Source organism: Brachybacterium sp., from assembly GCF_036379615.1.
GTDB lineage: Bacteria > Actinomycetota > Actinomycetes > Actinomycetales > Dermabacteraceae > Brachybacterium.
The window spans coordinates 81,376-99,888 of record NZ_DASVGJ010000009.1 but is presented as its reverse complement, the minus strand read 5'-3'; the positions used below and the strand labels follow the sequence as shown (position 1 = coordinate 99,888).

The 18,513-nt window shown below is 72.8% G+C and carries 19 protein-coding genes and 1 pseudogene; 6 read left to right on the top strand and 14 right to left on the bottom strand.

The features are described from left to right. Positions 1-11 precede the first annotated feature (11 nt). Entirely contained in the window at positions 12-302 is a 291-nt protein-coding gene (locus VF289_RS02405; protein ID WP_330880722.1) for a DUF4287 domain-containing protein, read from the top strand. Between the two features lie 6 nt (positions 303-308). On the opposite strand, the gene VF289_RS02400 is transcribed toward VF289_RS02405, so the two are convergent. Beyond that, positions 309-1,697 (bottom strand): amino acid permease, encoded by a 1,389-nt coding sequence (locus VF289_RS02400; RefSeq protein WP_330880720.1) that lies wholly within the window; start codon positions 1,695-1,697, stop codon positions 309-311. Positions 1,698-1,984: 287 nt separating this feature from the next. Here VF289_RS02400 and VF289_RS02395 point away from each other — a divergent pair, with 287 nt between their 5' ends. Continuing rightward, on the top strand, positions 1,985-2,122 hold the full coding sequence (locus VF289_RS02395; RefSeq protein ID WP_330880718.1) for a hypothetical protein: 138 nt from the start codon (positions 1,985-1,987) through the stop codon (positions 2,120-2,122). A gap of 89 nt (positions 2,123-2,211) precedes the next feature. Here the strand turns inward: VF289_RS02395 and VF289_RS02390 are convergent, their stop codons facing one another. Beyond that, positions 2,212-2,796 (bottom strand): winged helix-turn-helix domain-containing protein, encoded by a 585-nt coding sequence (locus VF289_RS02390; RefSeq protein ID WP_330880717.1) that lies wholly within the window; start codon positions 2,794-2,796, stop codon positions 2,212-2,214. A 96-nt stretch (positions 2,797-2,892) separates the two neighbouring features. On the opposite strand from VF289_RS02390, the gene VF289_RS02385 reads away from it, so the two are divergent. After that, complete coding sequence (locus tag VF289_RS02385; RefSeq protein ID WP_330880715.1) at positions 2,893-4,179, top strand: MFS transporter; 1,287 nt, start codon at positions 2,893-2,895, stop codon at positions 4,177-4,179. 80 nt (positions 4,180-4,259) lie between these two features. Continuing rightward, the gene (locus VF289_RS02380) at positions 4,260-4,793 is read left to right on the top strand and encodes a GNAT family N-acetyltransferase (protein WP_330880713.1); all 534 of its coding nucleotides are present in this window, start codon (positions 4,260-4,262) and stop codon (positions 4,791-4,793) included. A gap of 11 nt (positions 4,794-4,804) precedes the next feature. Here the strand turns inward: VF289_RS02380 and VF289_RS02375 are convergent, their stop codons facing one another. Together VF289_RS02375 and VF289_RS02370 are read right to left on the bottom strand one after the other, a co-directional pair. Then, complete coding sequence (locus VF289_RS02375) at positions 4,805-6,094, bottom strand: MFS transporter (protein WP_330880711.1); 1,290 nt, start codon at positions 6,092-6,094, stop codon at positions 4,805-4,807. Continuing rightward, positions 6,091-6,765, bottom strand: coding sequence for a GntR family transcriptional regulator (locus VF289_RS02370; protein WP_330880709.1), 675 nt, complete (start codon positions 6,763-6,765; stop codon positions 6,091-6,093). Before VF289_RS02370 ends, VF289_RS02375 begins: the two co-directional genes overlap by 4 nt. A gap of 136 nt (positions 6,766-6,901) precedes the next feature. On the opposite strand from VF289_RS02370, the gene VF289_RS02365 reads away from it, so the two are divergent. Next, on the top strand, positions 6,902-7,687 hold the full coding sequence (locus VF289_RS02365) for a class I SAM-dependent methyltransferase (protein ID WP_330880708.1): 786 nt from the start codon (positions 6,902-6,904) through the stop codon (positions 7,685-7,687). 16 nt (positions 7,688-7,703) lie between these two features. On the opposite strand, the gene VF289_RS02360 is transcribed toward VF289_RS02365, so the two are convergent. Together VF289_RS02360 and VF289_RS02355 are read right to left on the bottom strand one after the other, a co-directional pair. Then, positions 7,704-8,489 (bottom strand): aminoglycoside phosphotransferase family protein, encoded by a 786-nt coding sequence (locus VF289_RS02360; protein WP_330880706.1) that lies wholly within the window; start codon positions 8,487-8,489, stop codon positions 7,704-7,706. 168 nt (positions 8,490-8,657) lie between these two features. Then, entirely contained in the window at positions 8,658-9,749 is a 1,092-nt protein-coding gene (locus VF289_RS02355) for an NADH:flavin oxidoreductase/NADH oxidase (RefSeq protein ID WP_330880704.1), read from the bottom strand. A gap of 39 nt (positions 9,750-9,788) precedes the next feature. Here VF289_RS02355 and VF289_RS02350 point away from each other — a divergent pair, with 39 nt between their 5' ends. Next, positions 9,789-10,199 (top strand): helix-turn-helix transcriptional regulator, encoded by a 411-nt coding sequence (locus VF289_RS02350; RefSeq protein WP_330880702.1) that lies wholly within the window; start codon positions 9,789-9,791, stop codon positions 10,197-10,199. Between the two features lie 227 nt (positions 10,200-10,426). On the opposite strand, the pseudogene VF289_RS02345 reads toward VF289_RS02350, so the two are convergent. The 8 genes and pseudogenes from VF289_RS02345 to VF289_RS02310 form a co-directional block, all read right to left on the bottom strand. Further along, positions 10,427-11,509 (bottom strand): annotated as a pseudogene (locus VF289_RS02345) (acyltransferase family protein); the annotation flags it as partial. Positions 11,510-11,701: 192 nt separating this feature from the next. Further along, on the bottom strand, positions 11,702-12,373 hold the full coding sequence (locus VF289_RS02340; protein ID WP_330880699.1) for a response regulator transcription factor: 672 nt from the start codon (positions 12,371-12,373) through the stop codon (positions 11,702-11,704). Next, complete coding sequence (locus tag VF289_RS02335; RefSeq protein ID WP_330880697.1) at positions 12,370-13,695, bottom strand: sensor histidine kinase; 1,326 nt, start codon at positions 13,693-13,695, stop codon at positions 12,370-12,372. Before VF289_RS02335 ends, VF289_RS02340 begins: the two co-directional genes overlap by 4 nt. 175 nt (positions 13,696-13,870) lie before the next feature. Further along, positions 13,871-14,701, bottom strand: coding sequence for a class I SAM-dependent methyltransferase (locus VF289_RS02330; protein WP_330880695.1), 831 nt, complete (start codon positions 14,699-14,701; stop codon positions 13,871-13,873). 91 nt (positions 14,702-14,792) lie between these two features. Then, a complete protein-coding gene (locus tag VF289_RS02325) occupies positions 14,793-15,347 on the bottom strand; it encodes a TetR/AcrR family transcriptional regulator (protein ID WP_330880693.1) in 555 nt (184 codons plus the stop codon). Between the two features lie 29 nt (positions 15,348-15,376). Then, complete coding sequence (locus tag VF289_RS02320) at positions 15,377-16,957, bottom strand: MFS transporter (RefSeq protein WP_330880691.1); 1,581 nt, start codon at positions 16,955-16,957, stop codon at positions 15,377-15,379. 152 nt (positions 16,958-17,109) lie between these two features. Further along, entirely contained in the window at positions 17,110-17,535 is a 426-nt protein-coding gene (locus VF289_RS02315; protein WP_330880689.1) for a DUF402 domain-containing protein, read from the bottom strand. Positions 17,536-17,868: 333 nt separating this feature from the next. Next, complete coding sequence (locus tag VF289_RS02310; protein ID WP_330880687.1) at positions 17,869-18,486, bottom strand: GNAT family protein; 618 nt, start codon at positions 18,484-18,486, stop codon at positions 17,869-17,871. Positions 18,487-18,513 lie beyond the last annotated feature (27 nt).

Here is an 18,513-nt window from a genome sequence, read left to right as displayed (position 1 = left end):
GAGGAACCCTCATGTCCTTCCAGGCTTATCTGGACACGATCGAGGACCGGACCGGGCTCACGCCCCGCGCGCTGCTCGACCTCGCGAAGGAGCGCGGCTACGACGATCCCTCGGTCAAGGCCGGGGTGATCCTCGAGTGGCTGAAGACCGACTACGGCCTGGGGCGCGGCCACGGCATGGCCCTCGTGCACGTGATCAAGAAGGGGCCGACGATCGACGCGAAGCATGTCGGCACCGACGGCTCCCACCGCGACGAGAGCGACACCCTCTGGCTCGACGGGAAGGCGACGAAGCCCGCCTGAGCGGACTCAGCGCTTTTCCGCCCGGGGGCGGATGACCGCAACGTAGAGCAGGGACATCACGGCGAGGAAGCCGAGACCCACCAGCAGTGCCGTGTGGTACGCGGGCTGCCAGACCATGATGCCGAAGGTGAAGGCGATGAACGCGATCGCGAAGAACTGCCCGTAGGGCCACAGCGGCACCGGGAACTCGAGCGCCGCGCGCTCCTCGCGGCCCATGCCGCGACGCGAGGCGACCTGCGCGAGCAGGATCATCAGCCACACGAAGATCGTCGCGAAGGTCGCGAGCGACGCGACGATCGTGAACACCGCCTCGGGCAGCGCGGCGTTCAGCACCACGCCGACGATGAGGACCCCCAGCATCGCCACGGTGGTGACGACGGGGACGCCCTTGATCGTGCGGGAGAAGGCGTGCGGGGCCAGGCGCTGTCGCGCCATCCCCGAGACCACCCGGCCGGCCCCGAACAGGTCCGCGTTGATCGCGGAGAGCGCCGCGGTGATCACCACGATGTTCAACAGCGCCGCCGCCCAGTTCACGCCGAGGGTGTCGAAGATCTGCACGAAGGGCGACTGCTCGCCGGTGATCTCCCGCCAGGGGTTGATCAGCAGGATCACGCCGATCGCGAGCACGTAGAACAGCAGGATCCGCACCGGGACCGTGTTCACCGCCTTCGGGATCGCGGTGCTCGGATCCTCCGCCTCGGTGCCGGCCACGCCGATGATCTCGGTGCCACCGAAGGCGAACAGCACCAGGATGAAGGCGCTGATCATGCCGCCCGCGCCGTGCGGGAAGAAGCCGCCGTCGGCCGTGAGGTTCGCCAGCGGGTTCCCGCCGCCGGCCTCGCCGAGGCCGAACACCAGGATCGCCGAGCCGCCGAGGATCATCGCGATCACCGCGGCGACCTTCACGATCGTGAAGACGAACTCCAGCTCGCCGAACCACCGCACGCTGGCGAGGTTCGCGGCGCCCACGATCAGCAGGGTGAGCGCCACCCAGATCCACTGCGAGGTGTCCGGGAACCAGAAGCGCATGTAGATCGCGATCGCGGTGAGGTCCGCGAGGCACACGATCAGCATCTCGAAGGCGAACATCCAGCCGGTGATGTACCCGGCCCAGGGGCCCAGGAAGCGGCGCGTGTACTCGGCGAAGGAGCCGGAGATCGGCATCCGCACCGCCATCTCGCCGAGCGCGCGGAGCATGAAGTACACGACCGCGCCGCCGAGCAGGTACACCAGCAGCACCGACGGTCCCGCGGCTTGGATCGCGCCGGCGGAGCCATAGAACAGGCCCGTTCCGATCGCGGAGCCCAGGGCGATGAAATGGAGGTGTCGCGCCTTCAGGCCGGGCCGGCGACGCGTGGTCGCGGTGTCGGTCGAGGGCTGCGTGGTCGTGCTCATCGTGGGGAATGCTCCGGAACGCTGTGACGGCGGCACTTCTTGTGCCTCTGACACGGTACGGCCGGCGAGCCCGGAGTGGCGACGTGTGAACCGCCACGTCGGGGCGGAGAGGGTCAGGAGGTGCTGCCCGCCATGCTCGAGCGAGGCAGCGGCACCATTCTCTGCACGACCGGCGGGACCTCCCGGGATCCGCTCTCCGGCCCGCCGAGTTCACCACGACCACCATCGGCAGCGGCGCGCTGCGCGGCTACGCGCTCACGCTGCACCAGGGGGCCGCGGGCGCCGGCGTGCACGTCGCACACATCCCGCTGTTCGCCGGGATCGGGAATGGAGGGCCCGCTGCCGAGCCCGACGCCATCGCCCAGCGCCTCTGGCTCGAGCACACCGAGCGCGACGGGGCCGAGCGCGTCGACGACGCCCTGTGATCGGGCATCAGGGCTGCGGCCTCGGGGAGCTGGTCGGTCGCTGACACCTTCTGAGACTCTCCGTCGTGGGTGGGAGCCTCCGGCGCGGGTCAGGTGGTGGCGCCGTCATCCTCGGAGGCGGCGGCCGCCCAGAAGACGTCGTAGCGGTAGACGGGCTCCCCGGCCTCGGTCTCCTCCTCGCCGCGCTCCGCCCGCCCGGCACCGGCCTCCTCGAGGCGCCCGATCATCGCGCTGATCTCGGAATACAGCGCTTTCGACTCGGTGCGGGTCATCCTCACCCGGCGGTGGCCGAAGTTCGCGGGCCACGGTCGAGGATCGCCTTCGGGCGGTGCGGGGATCGCGAGGGCGCGGCTGATGTCTGCTGCGAAGTTCTGCATCATCGTCCCGCCCAGCGCGGCGTCCGGCTGACCGGTCATCTGCAGCCCGTCGGTGCTGGCGCGCCACGGGCGCTGACGGCCATCGGCCGATGGAGCCTGCTCCACCAGGCCCAGAGCCGCGAGGCGACGCAGGTGGTAGCTCATCGCCGACGGGGTCAGGCCCACCAGTGCGGCGGCGTCCGTGCTGGTCAGGGTGTTCCCGTTCCAGAGCTCCTGCAGCACTCGCCAGCGGGCCGGATGGCTGACCGCGCGCATGCGGTCGTGGTCGTCCAGCAGAGGTGGGGGATCGAGGGGCATGCGGGCCATCGTAGGCCGAGGGCGGAACTTGTCGCCGAGGATCTGAAGCATTACCTTCACAACTGTGAAAGGAATACTTCAGAGATCGAGGTGGGCATGGGCCCGATGACTCCGCCGCTGCGGCGCAATGCCCGCTTCCAGTTCCTGTGGGCCGGCGCCGCCTGCACCACGCTCGGCACCGAGATCAACCGTGTCGCGCTGCCGCTGACGCTTCTCGCGCTGACCGGCAGTGCCGCGCGCGCCGGGCTGGTCGCCGCGACCCTCACCGCCGCGATGCTGCTCGCGCAGATGCCCGCGGGGATCTGGGTGGACCGCCACGACCGTCGGCGCATTCTCCTGATCGCCCAGGCCGTCCAGGTGCTCAACGCCCTGGTGCTGCTCGCAGGACTGCTCGCCGGCTGCGCGGGCCTGGCCGGATTCCTGGTGTTCGCCGCCGTCGACGGGCTCTGCCAGGCCTTCCTCGGACCGGCCCGACAGGTCTCGATCCGCGCCGTGGTCCCGACCTCCCAGCTGCGCGGCGCCTTCGCCCAGGAGGAGGCCCGCTCCCACGCCGGGCGCGTGGCGGGTCCCGCGATCGGAGGCGTGCTCTCCGGGGTGGGGCTGCTCGCGCCCTATCTCGTGATGGCCGTGAGCGTGGCGGCGGCGTGGGTGTTCGCGGTGCTCGCCAAGGTGCCGAGGCGTCCGGAAGAGGGCGAGGGAGCAGATGGTGAGGGCACTCCCGCCGCCTCGAAGGAGCCGGAGACCTCCGAGGCAGATGAGGTCAGCTCGCCCCGCCCCGGCATGCTCGCCGAGGCCCGGGACGCCCTGCAGTGGCTGCTGGCCCGACGTGGGCTGCGGGAGATGACGCTGGTGCTCATGGCGATGAATCTCTGCGGTGGCGCCGTCACGCTGTCGCTGATCGTGCACATCCGCGCGCTGGGAGGGACAGCGACGCTCACCGGCTTCGTGCTCACCGGGATCGGTATCGGTGGCCTCCTCGGCGCTCTGGCCTCGGGATGGCTGACGGGGAAGGTGGCGGTCGGGCGCCTGGCCGTCGGGGTGCCGGCCGTGCTCGGCCTCTGCCTGATCCTCGCCGCTCTGCCGTGGGAGCCCTGGTGGCCGTTCTTCCCGATCCTGGCCTTCAGCCTGGTCACCCCGGCCCTGAACGTCGCCGCCGGGGCGGTGATCTCGGAGCTGGTGCCCGCCGGAATGCTCGGTCGCATCGGCGCGCTCCTGGGGGTGGCGAGCATGGCCTTGTCCCCGCTCGGGCCGCTGATCGGGGGCCTGCTCGCGGGGCGCTTCGGCGGCGGGTGGGCGCTGGTCGTGGCGGGCGCCGGATTCCTGCTGACCGCTCTCGCCGGCGCGCTGAGCCCCATCCTGCGCCGGTTCACGGCGTCGCCGTGACCTGGCGACCGGCGCCGTCGTCCCAGCCTGCCTCTAGGATTCCTCTCGCCGCACAGGGCTGCTGATCGGAGGAGCAGATCGTGACCAGGACCGATCGTCTGCAGCTGGACCCGCCGAGCGCGGTGGACCTCGCCGACCTCCACCGCCTCTACTCCGATCCCCGCACCTGGACGCATCTGCCCAGCGGGCGCTTCGCCGACCTCGGCACGACCCGCGACGCGCTCGAGAACTGGCTCGACGACTGGCGCGAGCAGGGCCTCGGCGCCTGGATGGTGCGCGAGGACGGGGAGGTCGTCGGGCACGGCGGCTGCGCGGTACGGCAGGACGCCTTCTGGAACCTCGGCTACCGCTTCGCGCCCGAGGCGCAGGGGCGGGGGCTCGCGACCGAGGTCGCCCGGGCGGCGGTGGCCGCGGCGCGGGAGGCGCGGCCGGAGCTGCCGGTGGTCGCCTACCTGCTCGAGCACAACCGGGCCTCCGCCGCCGTGGCCGAGAGGGTGGGGCTCTCACTGCGCCACCGGGGCCCGGACGCCGGGAACCCCGACCCGTCGGCCGTGCGCCTCGTGCTCGCGGACCGGGCGCTCGGCGACCAGGAGCTCGCCGCGACGATGCGGTGAGCGGCGGGCCGTCAGGACGCCGCGACGGCGGCGATCTCCGGCTCGACGAGCTCCTCCTCGGGCGCCTCGTCGGGTGCGGCCTCCGCCGGCCGGGGGAGCGGGCGGCGCAGCCCCCAGGCGACCACCGTCAGGCACAGCACGCACACCGCCGCGACGGCCGCGAGCCCGCCCGGGTACGGCAGCACCGGCGTGAGCGCGGCCAGCAGCGTCGGCAGCAGGAAGCCGAGATAGGCGAGGGAGTAGTAGACGCCCGTGATCCCCGCGAGCTCGCGCGGTGAGGCGAGGGACTGCGCGATGACCAGGCCCGCCACCACGCACACCCCGTAGGACGCGCCGAGCAGCGCGGCGACTCCCACCACGAGGACGGGGTGACGGAGGTCGGCGGCGACCGCCGCGAGGATCATCCCGGCGCTCATTCCGGCCATGCCCACGACGAGCGCGCGACCACGGGTGAGTCGGTCGATGAGGCCCACCGTCCCCTGCGCGAGCGCGCCGATGCCGAGGGTGAGCACGGTCAGACCGGTCGCGTAGATCGTCGCGGCCTCGCCGATCTGCGCCTCGACGGTCTTGGGCAGGATCGCGTAGGCGACCCCGGCGGCGGCGAACACCCACGGCCCGGCCGGCAGCACGAGCCTCACGAAGAGGGGATGCCCGACCGACGGGACCCGCAGGTCCTCCCGCAGCGCCCCGCGGGCCCGCAGCTCCCGCGGCAGGCTCTCCGGCGCTCGGAGCAGCGCGATCCCGGCGAGCAGGCACAGCCCGAGATGGACGAGGAAGGGCAGCCGGCCGGGCAGCGGCGCCCACTGGGCGAGGCTGCCGGTCACGCCCGCGCCGATCGCGAAGCCGAGGGTGAGGGTCATCGAGGAGCGGCGCGCCCCGGCCGTCGGCGCCGCGCGCGGGTCGTGCGGGGCGGAGGAGAGCTCCTTGATCCAGGTCGAGCCGACCGACATGCCCACCCCCACCCCGATGCCCGCGAGCACGCGACCGGCGCAGAGCAGCACGAAGCTCGTCATGCTCGCCGCGAGCAGCATGCTGCCGAGCGCCGCGGCGAGGAGGCCGACGATCGCGAGCGGGCGGCGGCCGTGGCGGTCCGAGAGCCCCGCGGCCAGCAGCATCCCGGGTATCAGGCCCACCACGTACATCCCCAGCAGCAGGTTCGCTTGCCACGGGGCATAGCCCCCGACGGTCTCGTACACGTGCAGCAGCGGCGTGAAGTGGTTGCCGCCCCAGGCGAGGACGAAGCCGGTTGGAGCGACGGCCAGCCAGGCGGGGATGCGGGAGCGGCTCGCTGCGTCCCTCACTCCGCCACCACCGCGTAGCTGTCGTGCCCGGTGCGCAGGTGGCGGTCGATCATCTCGCGGAAGCCGGCGACGTCGCCGCTCGCGACGGCGCCCGTGAGCTCGACGTGCTCACGGTGCAGGGCGGGCAGATCCGCGGCGGGGGAGAGGACCGCGAGGTGCGTGAGACGGAACAGGCGCGGCCCGAGGGAGCGCAGCACCTCCTCGACCACGCGGTTGTCGTCGTGGGATGCGAGGGTGAGGTGGAAGGTGTAGTCGTGGACCGCGAACTCTGCAGGGCTGTCTGCGGTGGCCTGCTGGGCCGCGAGCACCGGGGCGAGGGCCGCGAGCAGTCCCTGCCGCCGGGCCGGGTCCGGGGCGATGCGGGAGACGGCGTGCCCCTCGAGCATCGCGCGGACGGACAGCAGCTCGTCCCGCTCGCGCGCCGTGGGCGTGGTGACCAGGGCGCCCTTCTTCGGGATCAGCCGCACCAGCCCCCAGGCCTCCAGCTGCAGCATCGCCTCGCGGGCCGGAGTGCGGCTCGCGCCGTGCTCGGCGGCGAGGTCGACCTCGCGCAGCAGCTCGCCCGGCTCGATCGCACCCTCGGTGATGCGCCGGGCCGTCGCGGCAGCGATCTGCACCGCGAGCGGCCGGTTCTCGCGGGTCTCGAGCCAGGGGAGGGTCGGGGTGCGCATGGCGGAGACTCTAATGCATGCATCAATGGATGCAAGTCGGCGTCCGGTAGGTGGTGCGTCCGGCCGCGCGGTGCGACCGGCGCCGGCTCGCGGTCGTTCCACCGCGCTCCTGCCCGAGGTGCGGTTCACTGGAGGCATGAGGGACTGGACCGCCACCGCCGAGGCCTACGACCGCTCCTTCGCGACCCTCTGCGACGGCACCGCCGCACGGATCCTCGCCGATCTGCCGGACGGGGACCTGGTCGACATCGGCTGCGGCACCGGTCTCCTCGCGGCGCAGGCGGAGCGGGAGGGGCGCTCGGTGACGGCGCTGGACGCCGACGCCTCCATGGTCGAGGCCGCTCGCGGACGCCTGCACGGACGGGTGCGGCGAGCGGCGCTGCCCGAGCTGCCGCTCGAGGACGCGGGTGCCGACGCGATCGCGGCGAACTTCGTGATCAACCACGTCGGCCGCCCCCGTGCCGCGCTCGCCGAGCTGCACCGCGTGCTGCGCCCCGGCGGACGTCTCGCGATGACTATCTGGCCTGCCGGCGGCGCGAGCTGGAGCATGCTGCTCGGCGAGATCTTCGACGACTCCGATGCAGTGCTCCCTCCTCCCGAGAGGCTGCCGGCCGACGAGGACTTCCTCCGCTCCGCCGACGGGCTCGCCGCTCTCACCCGAGAGGGCGGGCTCGACATCGAGCAGGCCTGCGACCTGACCTGGGAGTGGCGGATCCGCCCCGAGGATCTCTGGGCCGGGCTCGCCGCAGGGATCGCGACCCCGGGAGCGGTCCTCCGCGCACAGACGCCGCAGATCCGCGCGCGGATCCGCGAGGTCTTCACCGCGCGCACCGAGGAGCTCACGGACGCCGACGGCGTTCTGCTCTTCGCCGTGCGCGCCGCCTACGTGCTCGCCGTACGACCCCCGGGCGAGGAGGTCTGAGTGATGGCCGCGGCGTTCATGCGGGATCCTCCATCCGGTCGCGCAGCACGTCGAACTCGCAGCCCGGCGCGTCGGGGTCGAAGCCGTGCTCTAGCAGCCAGCGCGCGGCCGTGAGGCTCCGCAGCGACCACCACGCGCGGAGTATCCCGCGGTCCACGTCCCCGCCGTAGCCGGCCAGCAGATCCTCCAGCCGCTCCTCGTGCCCGAGGGTGAGGATCGCGAGGTCGAACAGTGCGTCCCCGGGCGCCCCCTCGGACCAGTCGATGATCCCGGTGACCTCGTCCCCCTCGACGAAGACGTGCGTGATCTGCAGATCGCCGTGGATGAACACCGGATCCCAGGGCCGCAGCGCGGCACGGGCGATGTCACGGTTGCGGTGGATGACCTCGGCGGGCAGGGGTGAATGGGCGAGCAGCCAGGCGCACTCGCGCTCGAGCTCCTCACCGACCTCGGCGACCGTCCGGCCGCGCGCGGGCGGGGGAGGGGCGTCGTGGAGTCTGCGCAGCGCCCGGCCGGTCGCGGCCCAGGCGGCGGGCGTCGCCTCCGAGGGCGCGCCCAGCACGCCGAGCGCCGTCCCGGGAACGGCGGCGAGGGCGAGCACCGGCCCCTGATGCCACAGGACCTCCGGTGTGGGGACCGGGGCCAGCGCCATCGCCGCCTGCTCAGCCCTCGCGTGGGTGGGATCGCCATCGACCTTCAGGAACACCTCGCCCACGCGCAGCGTGGCGCGCTGGCTGTGCGCGACGACCACCTCGACCTCGTCCATGGCGACCATCCTCCCTGTTCGGGGAGCGGGCGTCATCGGAATTTCCTCCGGGAGGCCGGCGGTCGGGATCCGGTGCGGGACTGACGGCGAGCCCCATGCCCCGGGCCGTTGTGCCGTGCACGCTGATCCAGGGGGCCGACGGACCGACGTCGGCCCCCTCGAATCGCTCGCGGGCCCGGCGCTCAGCCGGGACGCCGGGGCAGCTCAGAGTGCGTAGGCGTACTGCTCGAGGAACCGCGGGGCGGCGCCGAGAGCGCGGGAGGCGTGATTGGCCCAGGAGGGGTCGCGCAGCATCTCGCGACCCACGAGCACGGCGTCCGCCTCACCGGAGGTGAGCAGCTCCTCCGCCCGCCGGGCATCCTTCACGCGGCCGACGGCGCCGACGGCGACCGAGGTGTCCCGGCGCAGTCGCGCCGCGTACCTGGTCTGATAGTCCTCGTCGTGGGGGATCGGCACCACGTCGTTCCCGCCGGAGGAGGCGTCGACCAGGTCCACGCCGTGCTCTCCCGCCCAGGCGACCAGCTGGGCGGACTGCTCGTAGGTCCAGCTCTCGCGGGAATCCTCGGGGTTCTCCTGGACCCAATCGGTGGTCGAGATGCGCATCAGCACCGGCAGCTCCTGCGGCCACACCGCACGGACCGCGTCGATCACCTCGAGCACCAGGCGGGCGCGGCCGGCGAGGTCGCCGCCGTACTCATCGGTGCGGTGGTTGGTCAGCGGGGAGAGGAAGGAGTGCAGGAGGTAGCCGTGCGCGGCGTGGATCTCCGCGACCTGGAAGCCGGCCTCGAGCGCGCGGAGGGCGGCGTCGGCGAAGGCGCGGACGACCGCGGCGATGTCCTCACGGGTCAGCTCGTGCGGAACCGGACCGCCGGGGAAGGCGACGGGGCTCGCGCCGTAGGGCATCCAGCCGTGCTCGTCGGTGCCCAGCCAGTCGCCGCCCTCCCAGGGGCGGCCGGTGGAGGCCTTCCGGCCGGCGTGGGCGAGCTGGATGCCCGCGACAGCCCCCTGGGCGCGGATCGCGGAGGCGATCCGGGAGAAGTCCGGGATCTGCGCGTCCTCCCACAGCCCGAGGTCGAAGGGCGAGATCCGGCCCTCGGGTGCCACGCCCGTCGCCTCGAGGACCACCATGCCCGCCCCGCCGGCCGCCCGGGCCGAGTAGTGGGCGAGGTGGAAATCGGTGGGCCGACCGGCCGTCGCGGGCTCTGCCGCTGCGCTGTAGGTGCACATGGGCGACATCCACGCGCGGTTCGGGATCTCGAGGCCGCGGAGCTGGAGCGGGGTGAACAGGGTCGTCACGGGAGGTGCCTCCGGAGGGATCGACGGTAAGTACGAAGGGTGCCGTACTACGCTGACGATAGTACTCTCGAGGTCACCCCAGGGAACGTCATCGCGTGGAACCAGGAGGAGACGGTGCGCACACTGCCCCACCCCGATGCCCAGGAGATCGCCCTGGACCAGGTGCTCTCCGCGCTCGCGGACCCGATCCGTCGGCGGATCGTCACCCAGCTCGCCGGCGGGCACGACGATCAGGCCTGCATCGCCTTCGACCTCCCGGTCACCAAGTCGACCTCCACTCACCACTTCCGGGTGCTGCGTGAGGCGGGGGTCATCACGCAGCGCTATCGCGGCACCGCCATCCTCAACTGCCTGCGCGACGAGGACCTCGATGCCCGCTTCCCCGGCCTGCTGGGGGCGGTGCTCGCCGCTGAGACGGAGCCTTCCGGAGCACCTGCGGGCGATTCCTGAGGCACCACGCGCCGCGCGCCGGTGAGGGACGGACGCGGTGCGCGGATCCGGGCGAGGGCGCCCAGCAGCAGGACGAGAGCGGCCAGGCCGCTGAGCGGTGACGCGCCCGCCAGGAGCAGCACTCCAAGACCGGCCAGCCCCAGCCCGATCGCCTGCGCGGTGCGGCGGGTCTCTCGCGTCGGCCGCACCGGGCGCTGGCTCTCGAGCGGGCCGAAGAGCCAGGCCGCGGTCGCGGTGAGCGCGATCGAGGCGATCAGCCACTGCGGCCGGTCCAGCCACCACTCGACGCTCGAGAGCTCCGGCAGGTCGAGCACGCCCCAGTGCGCCATCAGCAGCGCCCCGCCCGCCAGCAGCAGCAGCGCGGAGAGGTTCCATAGGTAGAACGTCATCGTGCGGGCGGTGACGAAGCCGGTCACGGCCGCGATGCGCGGGCGCTCGGCGAGGGCGCGGAGCTGGGGCCTGACCAGAGTGAGTGCGAGGGTCTGGGCAGTGCCGAGCACCAGCAGGGCGGTGGTGGGCGGATTGAGGTGCGCGATGAGGTCGGGATTCCACAGCCCGCTCGCGAAGGCGGTGAGCAGGGCGGCGGCTGCCGCGATGGCGCCCAGCAGTCGGGTGCGGCGGGAGAGGGCCTCGAGATGCCCGTCGGCCAGCAGGAAGCCCGCCTGCTGCAGCGCCAGCCAGACGAAGGCGAGGTTCGCGTGGCCGATCGCGTCGATCCCGGTCTGCGCGCGCAGCACGTCCACCACCACCGCGCCGCCGACGAGAGCGAGCAGGGAGGTCCATGGTGCCCGCGCATGGGCGCGCAGCAGCAGGGGAAGCAGCGCCTGCGCGCCAAGGAACACCGCCAGGAACCACAGCGGTTCGCGCCAGCGCAGCCCGATCTCGGCCAGCAGCTCCCCCGGGGCGCCTGCGGCGCCCACCGCGGCCAGCGCCACCACGACCGCGGCGACCGGCGCGAGCACCGGCACCAACAGGCGATGCACGCGGGCCGTGACGAAGTCCGTCGCGGAGCCGCCGCGCTCCCGCAGCCGGCGGTGCGCGATCGCGCCCGCGAAGCCGCTGACCACGAAGAACAGCGGCATCACCTGCAGCAGCCAGGTCAGCGGCGGATACCAGGCCGCGCCGCGCGTGGCGTACTCGAGCAGCGGGCCGGCGACGTCGAGGGTGACCGCGACCTGGAGTCCGTGGACGAGCATCACCGCCAGCACGCATAGCGCGCGGACCAGGTCGATGCCACGATCGCGGTGCGAACGCGCAGGTGACGCAGGGGTGGGGGACGGTCTCTGGGGTGCGAGAGCGATGACGGCCATGGGGCTCCTCCTCGGGTGATGCCGAGGAGGTTATGGACGAGGTGCCTCAGGTCGCGTCGCGCGCAGGTGCCGTTCCGCAGTAGCTCCCGGGAGCCAGGCGAGTGGTCCCTTCGGGTGATCCGAGCTGCTGTCCTGAGGTGCTGGTCCGAGCTGCTGTGCCGAGCTGCGGGTCCAGGCCGCGGGTCCGGGCGGTCAGCCCAGCGGCGAGACCAGGCCGTTGTCGTACGCGAAGATCACCAGCTGCACCCGGTCGCGCGCGCCGAGCTTCGTGAGCAGGCGACCCACATGGGTCTTCACGGTGTGGTCCGAGATGAACAGCTCCGCCCCCACCTCCCGGTTCGAGCGACCCTGCGCGACCAGCATCAGCACCTCCCGCTCGCGGTCGGTGAGCTGGGCGAGCACCCCGGCGTCACGCTGAGGGCGCGGCCTGCGCGCCGCGAACTGCTCGATCATCCGCCGCGTGATCCCGGGGGAGAGCAGCGCGTCGCCGGCGGCGATCACGCGCACCGCATGGACCAGCTCCTCGGGCGAGGCGTCCTTGAGCAGGAAGCCGCTGGCGCCGGCCTGCAGGGCGTCGTGGACGTAGTCGTCGATGTCGAAGGTGGTGAGCATCAGGATCCGTGGCCGGGGCGAGGCCGGGTAGCTCGGTGCCCCGATGCGGCGCGTCGCCTCGATCCCGTCCATCTCCGGCATGCGCACATCCATCAGGATCACGTCCGGGCGCAGCCGCGCCGCCTGGGCGACGGCCTCCGTGCCGGTCGTGGCCTGGCCGATCACGCGCACATCCTCCTGTGCGTCGAGCAGGGCCGCGAACCCGGCGCGCACCATGGCGGCGTCGTCGGCGAGGAGAACGGTGATCGTCATGAGGGCTCCTGGGGGTGGTCGGTGAGCGGGAGGACCGCGGTGACGGTCCAGCCCCCGTCCGGCTCGGGCCCATGCCGGAGGGTCCCTGCCAGCTGCGAGACGCGCTCCTGCATTCCGCGCAGACCGTTGCCGGAGCCCGGCGTCGCGGGCGCCGTCGAGGCGGTCACCCTCTCATTGTGCACGCGCAGCATCACGGCGCCCGGCTCGAAGACCACCTGCACGTCGATCGGGGCCCCCGGGGCGTGTCGCACCGCGTTGCTCAGCGCCTCCTGCGTCACGCGATACGCGGCCAGATCCACGGAGGCGCGCACGTGCCCGGGCGCCTCGTCCACGTGCAGCTCCAGCTCCGCGCCCGCGCGGCGGAAGCCCTCGACCAGCTCGGGGATCTCCGCGATGCCCTGCTGTGGTGCGAGCGGAGGGGCGTGGTCCTCGGTGCGCAGCACCCCCAGCAGGCGGCGCATCTCCTCGAGGGAGCCGCGGGCGCTGCGCGCGATGTCGTCGAACTCCGCCGCGGCCTCGGGGGAGAGATCGGGGATCCGGTAGCGGGCGGTGGAGGCCTGCACCTGGGTGAGGGCCGTGCTGTGCGCGACCACGTCATGCAGCTCGCGGGCGATCCGGGTGCGCTCCTCGACCAGCAGGCGGCGCGAGTGCTCCGCGGCGGAGACCTCCCGCTCGCGGTGCAGCTCCTCGCCCACGCGCAACCGGCTGCCCAGCAGCACTGCCACCAGGTACGCTCCCGCGCTGAGGGAGGCGGCGACGATCAGATCCGTGCCGGCCACCTCCCCCCGCCCCAGCAGCGGCGCGCTCAGCAGCGGGCCCAGGTGCCCGATCACGAGCGGTGCCGCCCCCGCCTTCCAGCCGTGCAGCGTGGTGATGACCAGCACGAACAGCGTGAACGCGATCATCGCGGGCACCGACCACGGCCACGGCCAGGACGAAGGCCCCTCGCCGAGCGACACCAGCGGCAGGATCCAGACGGCGAGGCAGGCGAGGACGCTCGCGATGCGCGGGCGGGGGATGGCCAGCAGGGGCGCGGCGACCAGCGCCGCACCGAGCGGCAGGGCGAGCACGACGGGCGTGCCGTACCCGTTGGCGTGGATCGGCACCAGCACGCAGAACAGCGCCAGCGCGGCGATCCCCAGCGCGACCTGCACGGCGGTGGATCGCCGGCGGAGGCCGCCGGACGTCGGGTCGCCGGAGGCCCCGCCGACGGGGGCCGGGCCGACGGGGGCCGGGTCGACGGGGATGGGGCCGACAGGGTCGATCCCGGCGGGGCCGGTGCTGTCGGCGACCGCGGGCGGAGCTGTCGTTGAGCGTTTCACGGCTCGATGCTAGGACGGCGGTGCGCCGGGCACATCGCTCGGAAGTACCGTTTCCCGGGGTGCGGCCGCGACCTTCGGACGGAGCCGGAGAGGGGCGGGGGCGAGGCCGACGGCGTGCCCGCCACCAGTGGCCCGGTGCGTGCCCCGAGGCGGGGCGTGCCCCGTGGAGCCCGCGTCAGCCCTCCGTCGAGCGGGATGCCGAGGCGAGCAGGTGCGGGGAGAGGTTCGCGGTGAGCGCGGCCCGCCGACCGTCCGGATCCAGCGCCCGCATGCGCGCGAGCATCGCCTCGCCGAGGGCGAGCAGCTCGTCGTCAGCCGGATAGAGCTCCCAGGCGACCGACGGCAGCTCGATGCCGGTCACCTGCGCCTGCGGGAAGCCGGCCTCCGTGAGTTCCTCGCGCAGCTCCTGCGCGGTGTGGAAATGGCCGCCGGGGAAGCCCTCGCCCGGGTTCGTCCAGTCGCCGCCGCGCAGCACCGCGATCTCCTCCTCCGAGAGGCCCGCGCCGCCGTGCTGCAGAGAGCTGTCCTGGAAGCTGGACAGCCGGGAGATCGCCGAGGCCAGCAGCAGGCCGCCGGGGCGCAGCACGCGGCGCGCCTCGGCGAGGGCGGTGACGCGCTCCGAGCGGGTGGCGAGATGGTAGAGAGGTCCGCACATCAGGACCAGGTCGAACGAGGCATCCGTCTGCGTGAGCGCGCGGGCGTCGCCCAGCTCGGCGGCGAACGTCCCTTCGCGCGCAGCGATCTCGACCTGCTCCGGGACCGGATCCAGCATGGTCACGTCGTGGCCCTGTGCGGCCAGCCAGGAGGCGTGGATGCCGGTGCCGCCGCCCACGTCGAGGATGCGCGAGCCGGCGGGCAGGGAGGCGAGCTCTCTGCGCAGGCGTGCGGCCTCGATCTGGCCGCCGGCGGAACGGGTGGTCAGGCGTGCCGCCTCGTCGCCTCCGGCGTAGTAGCTCTGGATCTTGGCGTCGAGGGAGTCTGCGATGGGCACGGCGCGGTCGGTCATCGGCCCACTGTAGAGGCGCCCGGGGCGTCCTCATCATCGAGTATTCGGCGGCGCCCCGCCTGACGCGGCGGTCGTCCGCGGGGCGAGGGCGTCAGGGTGTCGCGAGGTCGAGCAGCGAGATCTCCAGCTGCTCACGATCGCGGTCGTCGAGGATCGCGCCCCACAGCGGGGCGCGCATGCTCCCGTCGGATGCCGCGATCACCAGGCGCACCACGGCCGGATCGAGCCCGTCGGCGTGGAGCTCCTCGCGCCACTGGGTCGCATCCTGCTGGGCGAGCTCGGCGAGTCCCGGCTCGAACATGAGGTGGGAGGCCAGGGCGATGGAGTCCCGCAGGCGGTGGAAATCGCCGGCGTCGGTGAAGCTCACGCGGACATAGGCACGGGTGAGCCGGCCGGGGGAGGGGGGCTCCGCCGCCGCGCTCGCGTGGACCTGGTCCCGGAACTGGGCCATGAGGTCGCTCGCCAGGGCGTGGAGGAGCACCTCCTTGCTGGGGAAGTGGTAGAGCAGGCCGCCCTTGGAGATACCCGCCTCGGTGGCGATCTCGGAGACCGGCACCGCCGTGCCTTTCCGGCCCACCAGGCGGATGGCGGTGTCGAGGATCAGACGCCGGGTGTCCTCTGCGCTGCGCCCTGCTGTGCGTGACATGGCCCCAGTCTCCCTGATCCTCGCCGCGCTCAGCGGGCAGAGGGCTCGGCAGCCCGGGTGTCGGGAGCGGGCGGTGTGGCCCGGGGGTCGGCGGCGGGTGCGGCGGTCCGGGTGTCGGGGATGAGGGTGAAGGCGATGACCGCCGCGATCACCATGACCCCGGCGGCGATCAGCGTGGTCACCTGCATCGCGGAGACGAAGGCGTGCTCGGCGGCGGCGAGAGCGTCGGCGTGGTCGGCGAGGACGGCCGACGCGGAGGAGAGCGAGTCCTGCGCGCGCGCCGCCACGGCGCCCGTGACATCCGCCGGGAGGGAGAGCCCGGAGCGGTAGAGCACGGTCATGACGGATCCCAGCACCGCGATGCCGAGGGCCACGCCCAGCTCGTAGGCCGTCTCTGCCACCGAGGCGGCGGCGCCCGCCTTGGCCGGTCGTACCGCGGAGACGACGGCGTCCACGCTGAGCGTCTCGGCGATGCCGATGCCCAGCCCGAGCGGGACGAGCGCGAGCAGCACCCAGCCGAGCTGTTCGCTGCTCTCGAGAGCCGCGAGCAGTCCGAGCCCCGCCGCCCCGATCAGCAGCGCGAGGGCGATCGCGCGTCCGCGTCCCAGCCGTGCGAGCAGGAACCCGACCAGCAGCACGGCCGCCATGGACGCGAGCGCGACGGGCAGCTGCGCGATGCCGGCCTGGAGCGGGCTGAGGTGGCGCGCCAGCTGCAGGTACTGCGAGAAGAAGAACAGCACGCCGCTGAGCGCGAAGACGGACGTGAAGTTGACCAGCACCGCGCCGCTGAAGGCGGGGTTGCGGAACAGGTCCACCTCGATCATGGGCGACTCCACGCGGCGCTGCCGGCGCACGAAGAGCACGCCTCCGAGGATCCCTGCGGCGATCGCGAGGACGGTGCCGAGGCCGGCGCTCCCGCCGGCGATCTGCTTGACGGTGAGGACGAAGGGGACCAGTGCGAGCATCGACAACGCGCTGGAGAGGAGGTCGAAGCGACCCGGAGCAGGGTTGCGGGATTCCGGCAGCAGCCACGCCCCGCCGATCAGCACCACCGCGATGACGGGGAGGTTGATGAGGAACACCGAGCCCCACCAGAAGCTCTCCAGCAGCGCTCCGCCCACCACGGGGCCGAGCGCGATCCCGCTGGCCGCCGCGGCGGACCACAGCGCGATCGCCCGGGTCCGCTCGGCGGGGTCGGTGAAGATGCTGCGGATCAGCGACAGCGTCGAGGGCATGATCGTGGCCCCGGCGATCCCCAGCAGCAGCCGCGCCACGATGAGCACCTCGGCCGACGGGGCGAACGCCGCGAGGGCAGAGGCCGCCCCGAAAGCGGTCGCGCCGAGCAGCAGCAGCCGCTTGCGCCCGATGCGGTCCGCGAGGTTGCCCATGGTGACCAGCAGCCCTGCCAGGGCGAGGGAGTAGATGTCCCCGATCCACAGCACCTGGGTGGCCGTGGGGGAGAGATCCGCCGTCAGCGCGGGCACGGCGAGATAGAGCACCGTGGCGTCGATGGCGAGCAGCAGCACCGCTCCCACCAGCACGGCCAGGGCTGCCCAGCGGCGCAGGGTGCTCATCGTGCTGCTCGTCGTGGTGCTCATCGTGCCGGTCATCGGAACTCCTCAGAACTAAACCGTCGTGCCGGTACAGTTTCGAAGTCATCGTGCCGAGGGTCAAGTCAGTGCGGCCGGTGCCACACTCGGTCCTGCCGTGGCGCGGACGAGGAGCGTCCGTCCGAGGAGCGCGCCTCACCCCCGTCGGGCCACTACTCCGTGAGCGGTCCTGTGCGGACCGACTCTGTGAGTGATCGCCAGCCTCTCGGCAGCGGTGTGGGTCCTAGGTCGCGCGGAGGAACCCAGCGACCCCAGTCCTCGTCGGCAGCCTCCCCGCCGCGCGCCAGGGAGTCCACGAGAGCCAGCCCGACCTCACGGATGCCCTCGGCCTCCTCGGCCGAGTAGACCCCCTGATCGGTGAACCATTCCAGTTCGTCCTCGTCCTTGAGGCCGACTGTCCAGCCCGCCGTTCCCGGCAGTCCCTCTGCGACGACATCGAGCGTCCAGTCCTGCGTGTCGTAGCCGATCGCGGTGCGTGTCCACGGCGCCTCGAGGTTGCCGTACCAGGACAGATTCCACTCGTGACCATCATGGAAGCGCCATATCGACCAGCACTGGCCTCGTCTGTGGACTCTCACCACCGTCTCCCCGTCCCAGACTCCGAGGTCGTACGAGCCATCCCACTCGGAATCAAGGACGTTGCGCCCTCGGGGGCCTCCTCGCGCTCCGGTGCGGGCGGCCTTTCCCGATCCTGATATCGATGCGACCACGATGGCTTCGTCATCGTCCCGGAGGACCACGCCCGACACGGCGAATCCCACCCTCGGGCCGTGGCCTTCCACGGGACGAATGCTCCGGAGCACCACTGAGCTGCCCACGCGGTGCGGCAGGGCCTCGGGTCCACGGTGGAGTGCGCGTACTGCGTCGGGCAGGGGGGTCTGATCGACGTCGTTGTGGGTCATCCGGCAAAGCTACGCGATCGGTCTGGGCCGTGCACGGATCCCGACTGCCGACCTCTGGACACGCGCGGGCTCCTCCCACGGCACAGGGGTCACGGTCCCCGTCTCCCAGTCGCGGCGGAGGATCGCGTAGGCGACCGAGACGAGCGGGGCCCCGCCCGCGATGGGCCAGGACTCGCGGTAGTGCGCCTCCTTCACCCAGCCGCAGCGCAGGAAGGTGCGGCGCATCGCGAGGTTGTCCTCGCGGGTCTGGCCCTCGAAGCGGGTCACCTCGGTGAAGTACTCGAAGACGTGGCGCGTGGCTGCGCCGAGGGCCTCGGAGCCCAGGCCCCGGCCGCGGAACTCCTCGGCCAGGCGCAGGTCGAGCATCGGGGTGGGGTCCTCGAGGTCCTCGAGCCGCAGCAGGCCGATGCGCCCCAGCTCCGCGTGCTCGAGCCAGAAGGTCTGCGTCTCGTCATTCTCGTAGGCGCCGTCGTCGATCGCTGCGGCCACCTCCTCGCGGCTGCGCCGCACCATGACGTGGAACGGGAAGGAGTGCGAGGCGAGGAAGGCGAGCAGCTCCTCGCGATCCGCACCGCGAGGAGCGAGCCTGCGCAGGGAGACTGCCGGGGCGGCGAAGGCGGAGGACATCGGGCCACCCTAGGGTGACCCGATCGC

What these genes read in the sequence shown, in the direction of transcription:
- VF289_RS02340 (WP_330880699.1), bottom strand. Translation starts at nt 12,373, where the DNA reads ATGACGATCACCGTTCTCCTCGCCGACGACGCCGCCATGGTGCGCGCC.
- VF289_RS02325 (WP_330880693.1), bottom strand. Translation starts at nt 15,347, where the DNA reads ATGTCACGCACAGCAGGGCGCAGCGCAGAGGACACCCGGCGTCTGATC.
- VF289_RS02320 (WP_330880691.1), bottom strand. Translation starts at nt 16,957, where the DNA reads ATGACCGGCACGATGAGCACCACGACGAGCAGCACGATGAGCACCCTG.
- VF289_RS02400 (WP_330880720.1), bottom strand. Translation starts at nt 1,697, where the DNA reads ATGAGCACGACCACGCAGCCCTCGACCGACACCGCGACCACGCGTCGC.
- VF289_RS02330 (WP_330880695.1), bottom strand. Translation starts at nt 14,701, where the DNA reads ATGACCGACCGCGCCGTGCCCATCGCAGACTCCCTCGACGCCAAGATC.
- VF289_RS02310 (WP_330880687.1), bottom strand. Translation starts at nt 18,486, where the DNA reads ATGTCCTCCGCCTTCGCCGCCCCGGCAGTCTCCCTGCGCAGGCTCGCT.
- VF289_RS02385 (WP_330880715.1), top strand. Translation starts at nt 2,893, where the DNA reads ATGGGCCCGATGACTCCGCCGCTGCGGCGCAATGCCCGCTTCCAGTTC.
- VF289_RS02360 (WP_330880706.1), bottom strand. Translation starts at nt 8,489, where the DNA reads ATGACGCCCGCTCCCCGAACAGGGAGGATGGTCGCCATGGACGAGGTC.
- VF289_RS02390 (WP_330880717.1), bottom strand. Translation starts at nt 2,796, where the DNA reads ATGCCCCTCGATCCCCCACCTCTGCTGGACGACCACGACCGCATGCGC.
- VF289_RS02405 (WP_330880722.1), top strand. Translation starts at nt 12, where the DNA reads ATGTCCTTCCAGGCTTATCTGGACACGATCGAGGACCGGACCGGGCTC.
- VF289_RS02370 (WP_330880709.1), bottom strand. Translation starts at nt 6,765, where the DNA reads ATGCGCACCCCGACCCTCCCCTGGCTCGAGACCCGCGAGAACCGGCCG.
- VF289_RS02365 (WP_330880708.1), top strand. Translation starts at nt 6,902, where the DNA reads ATGAGGGACTGGACCGCCACCGCCGAGGCCTACGACCGCTCCTTCGCG.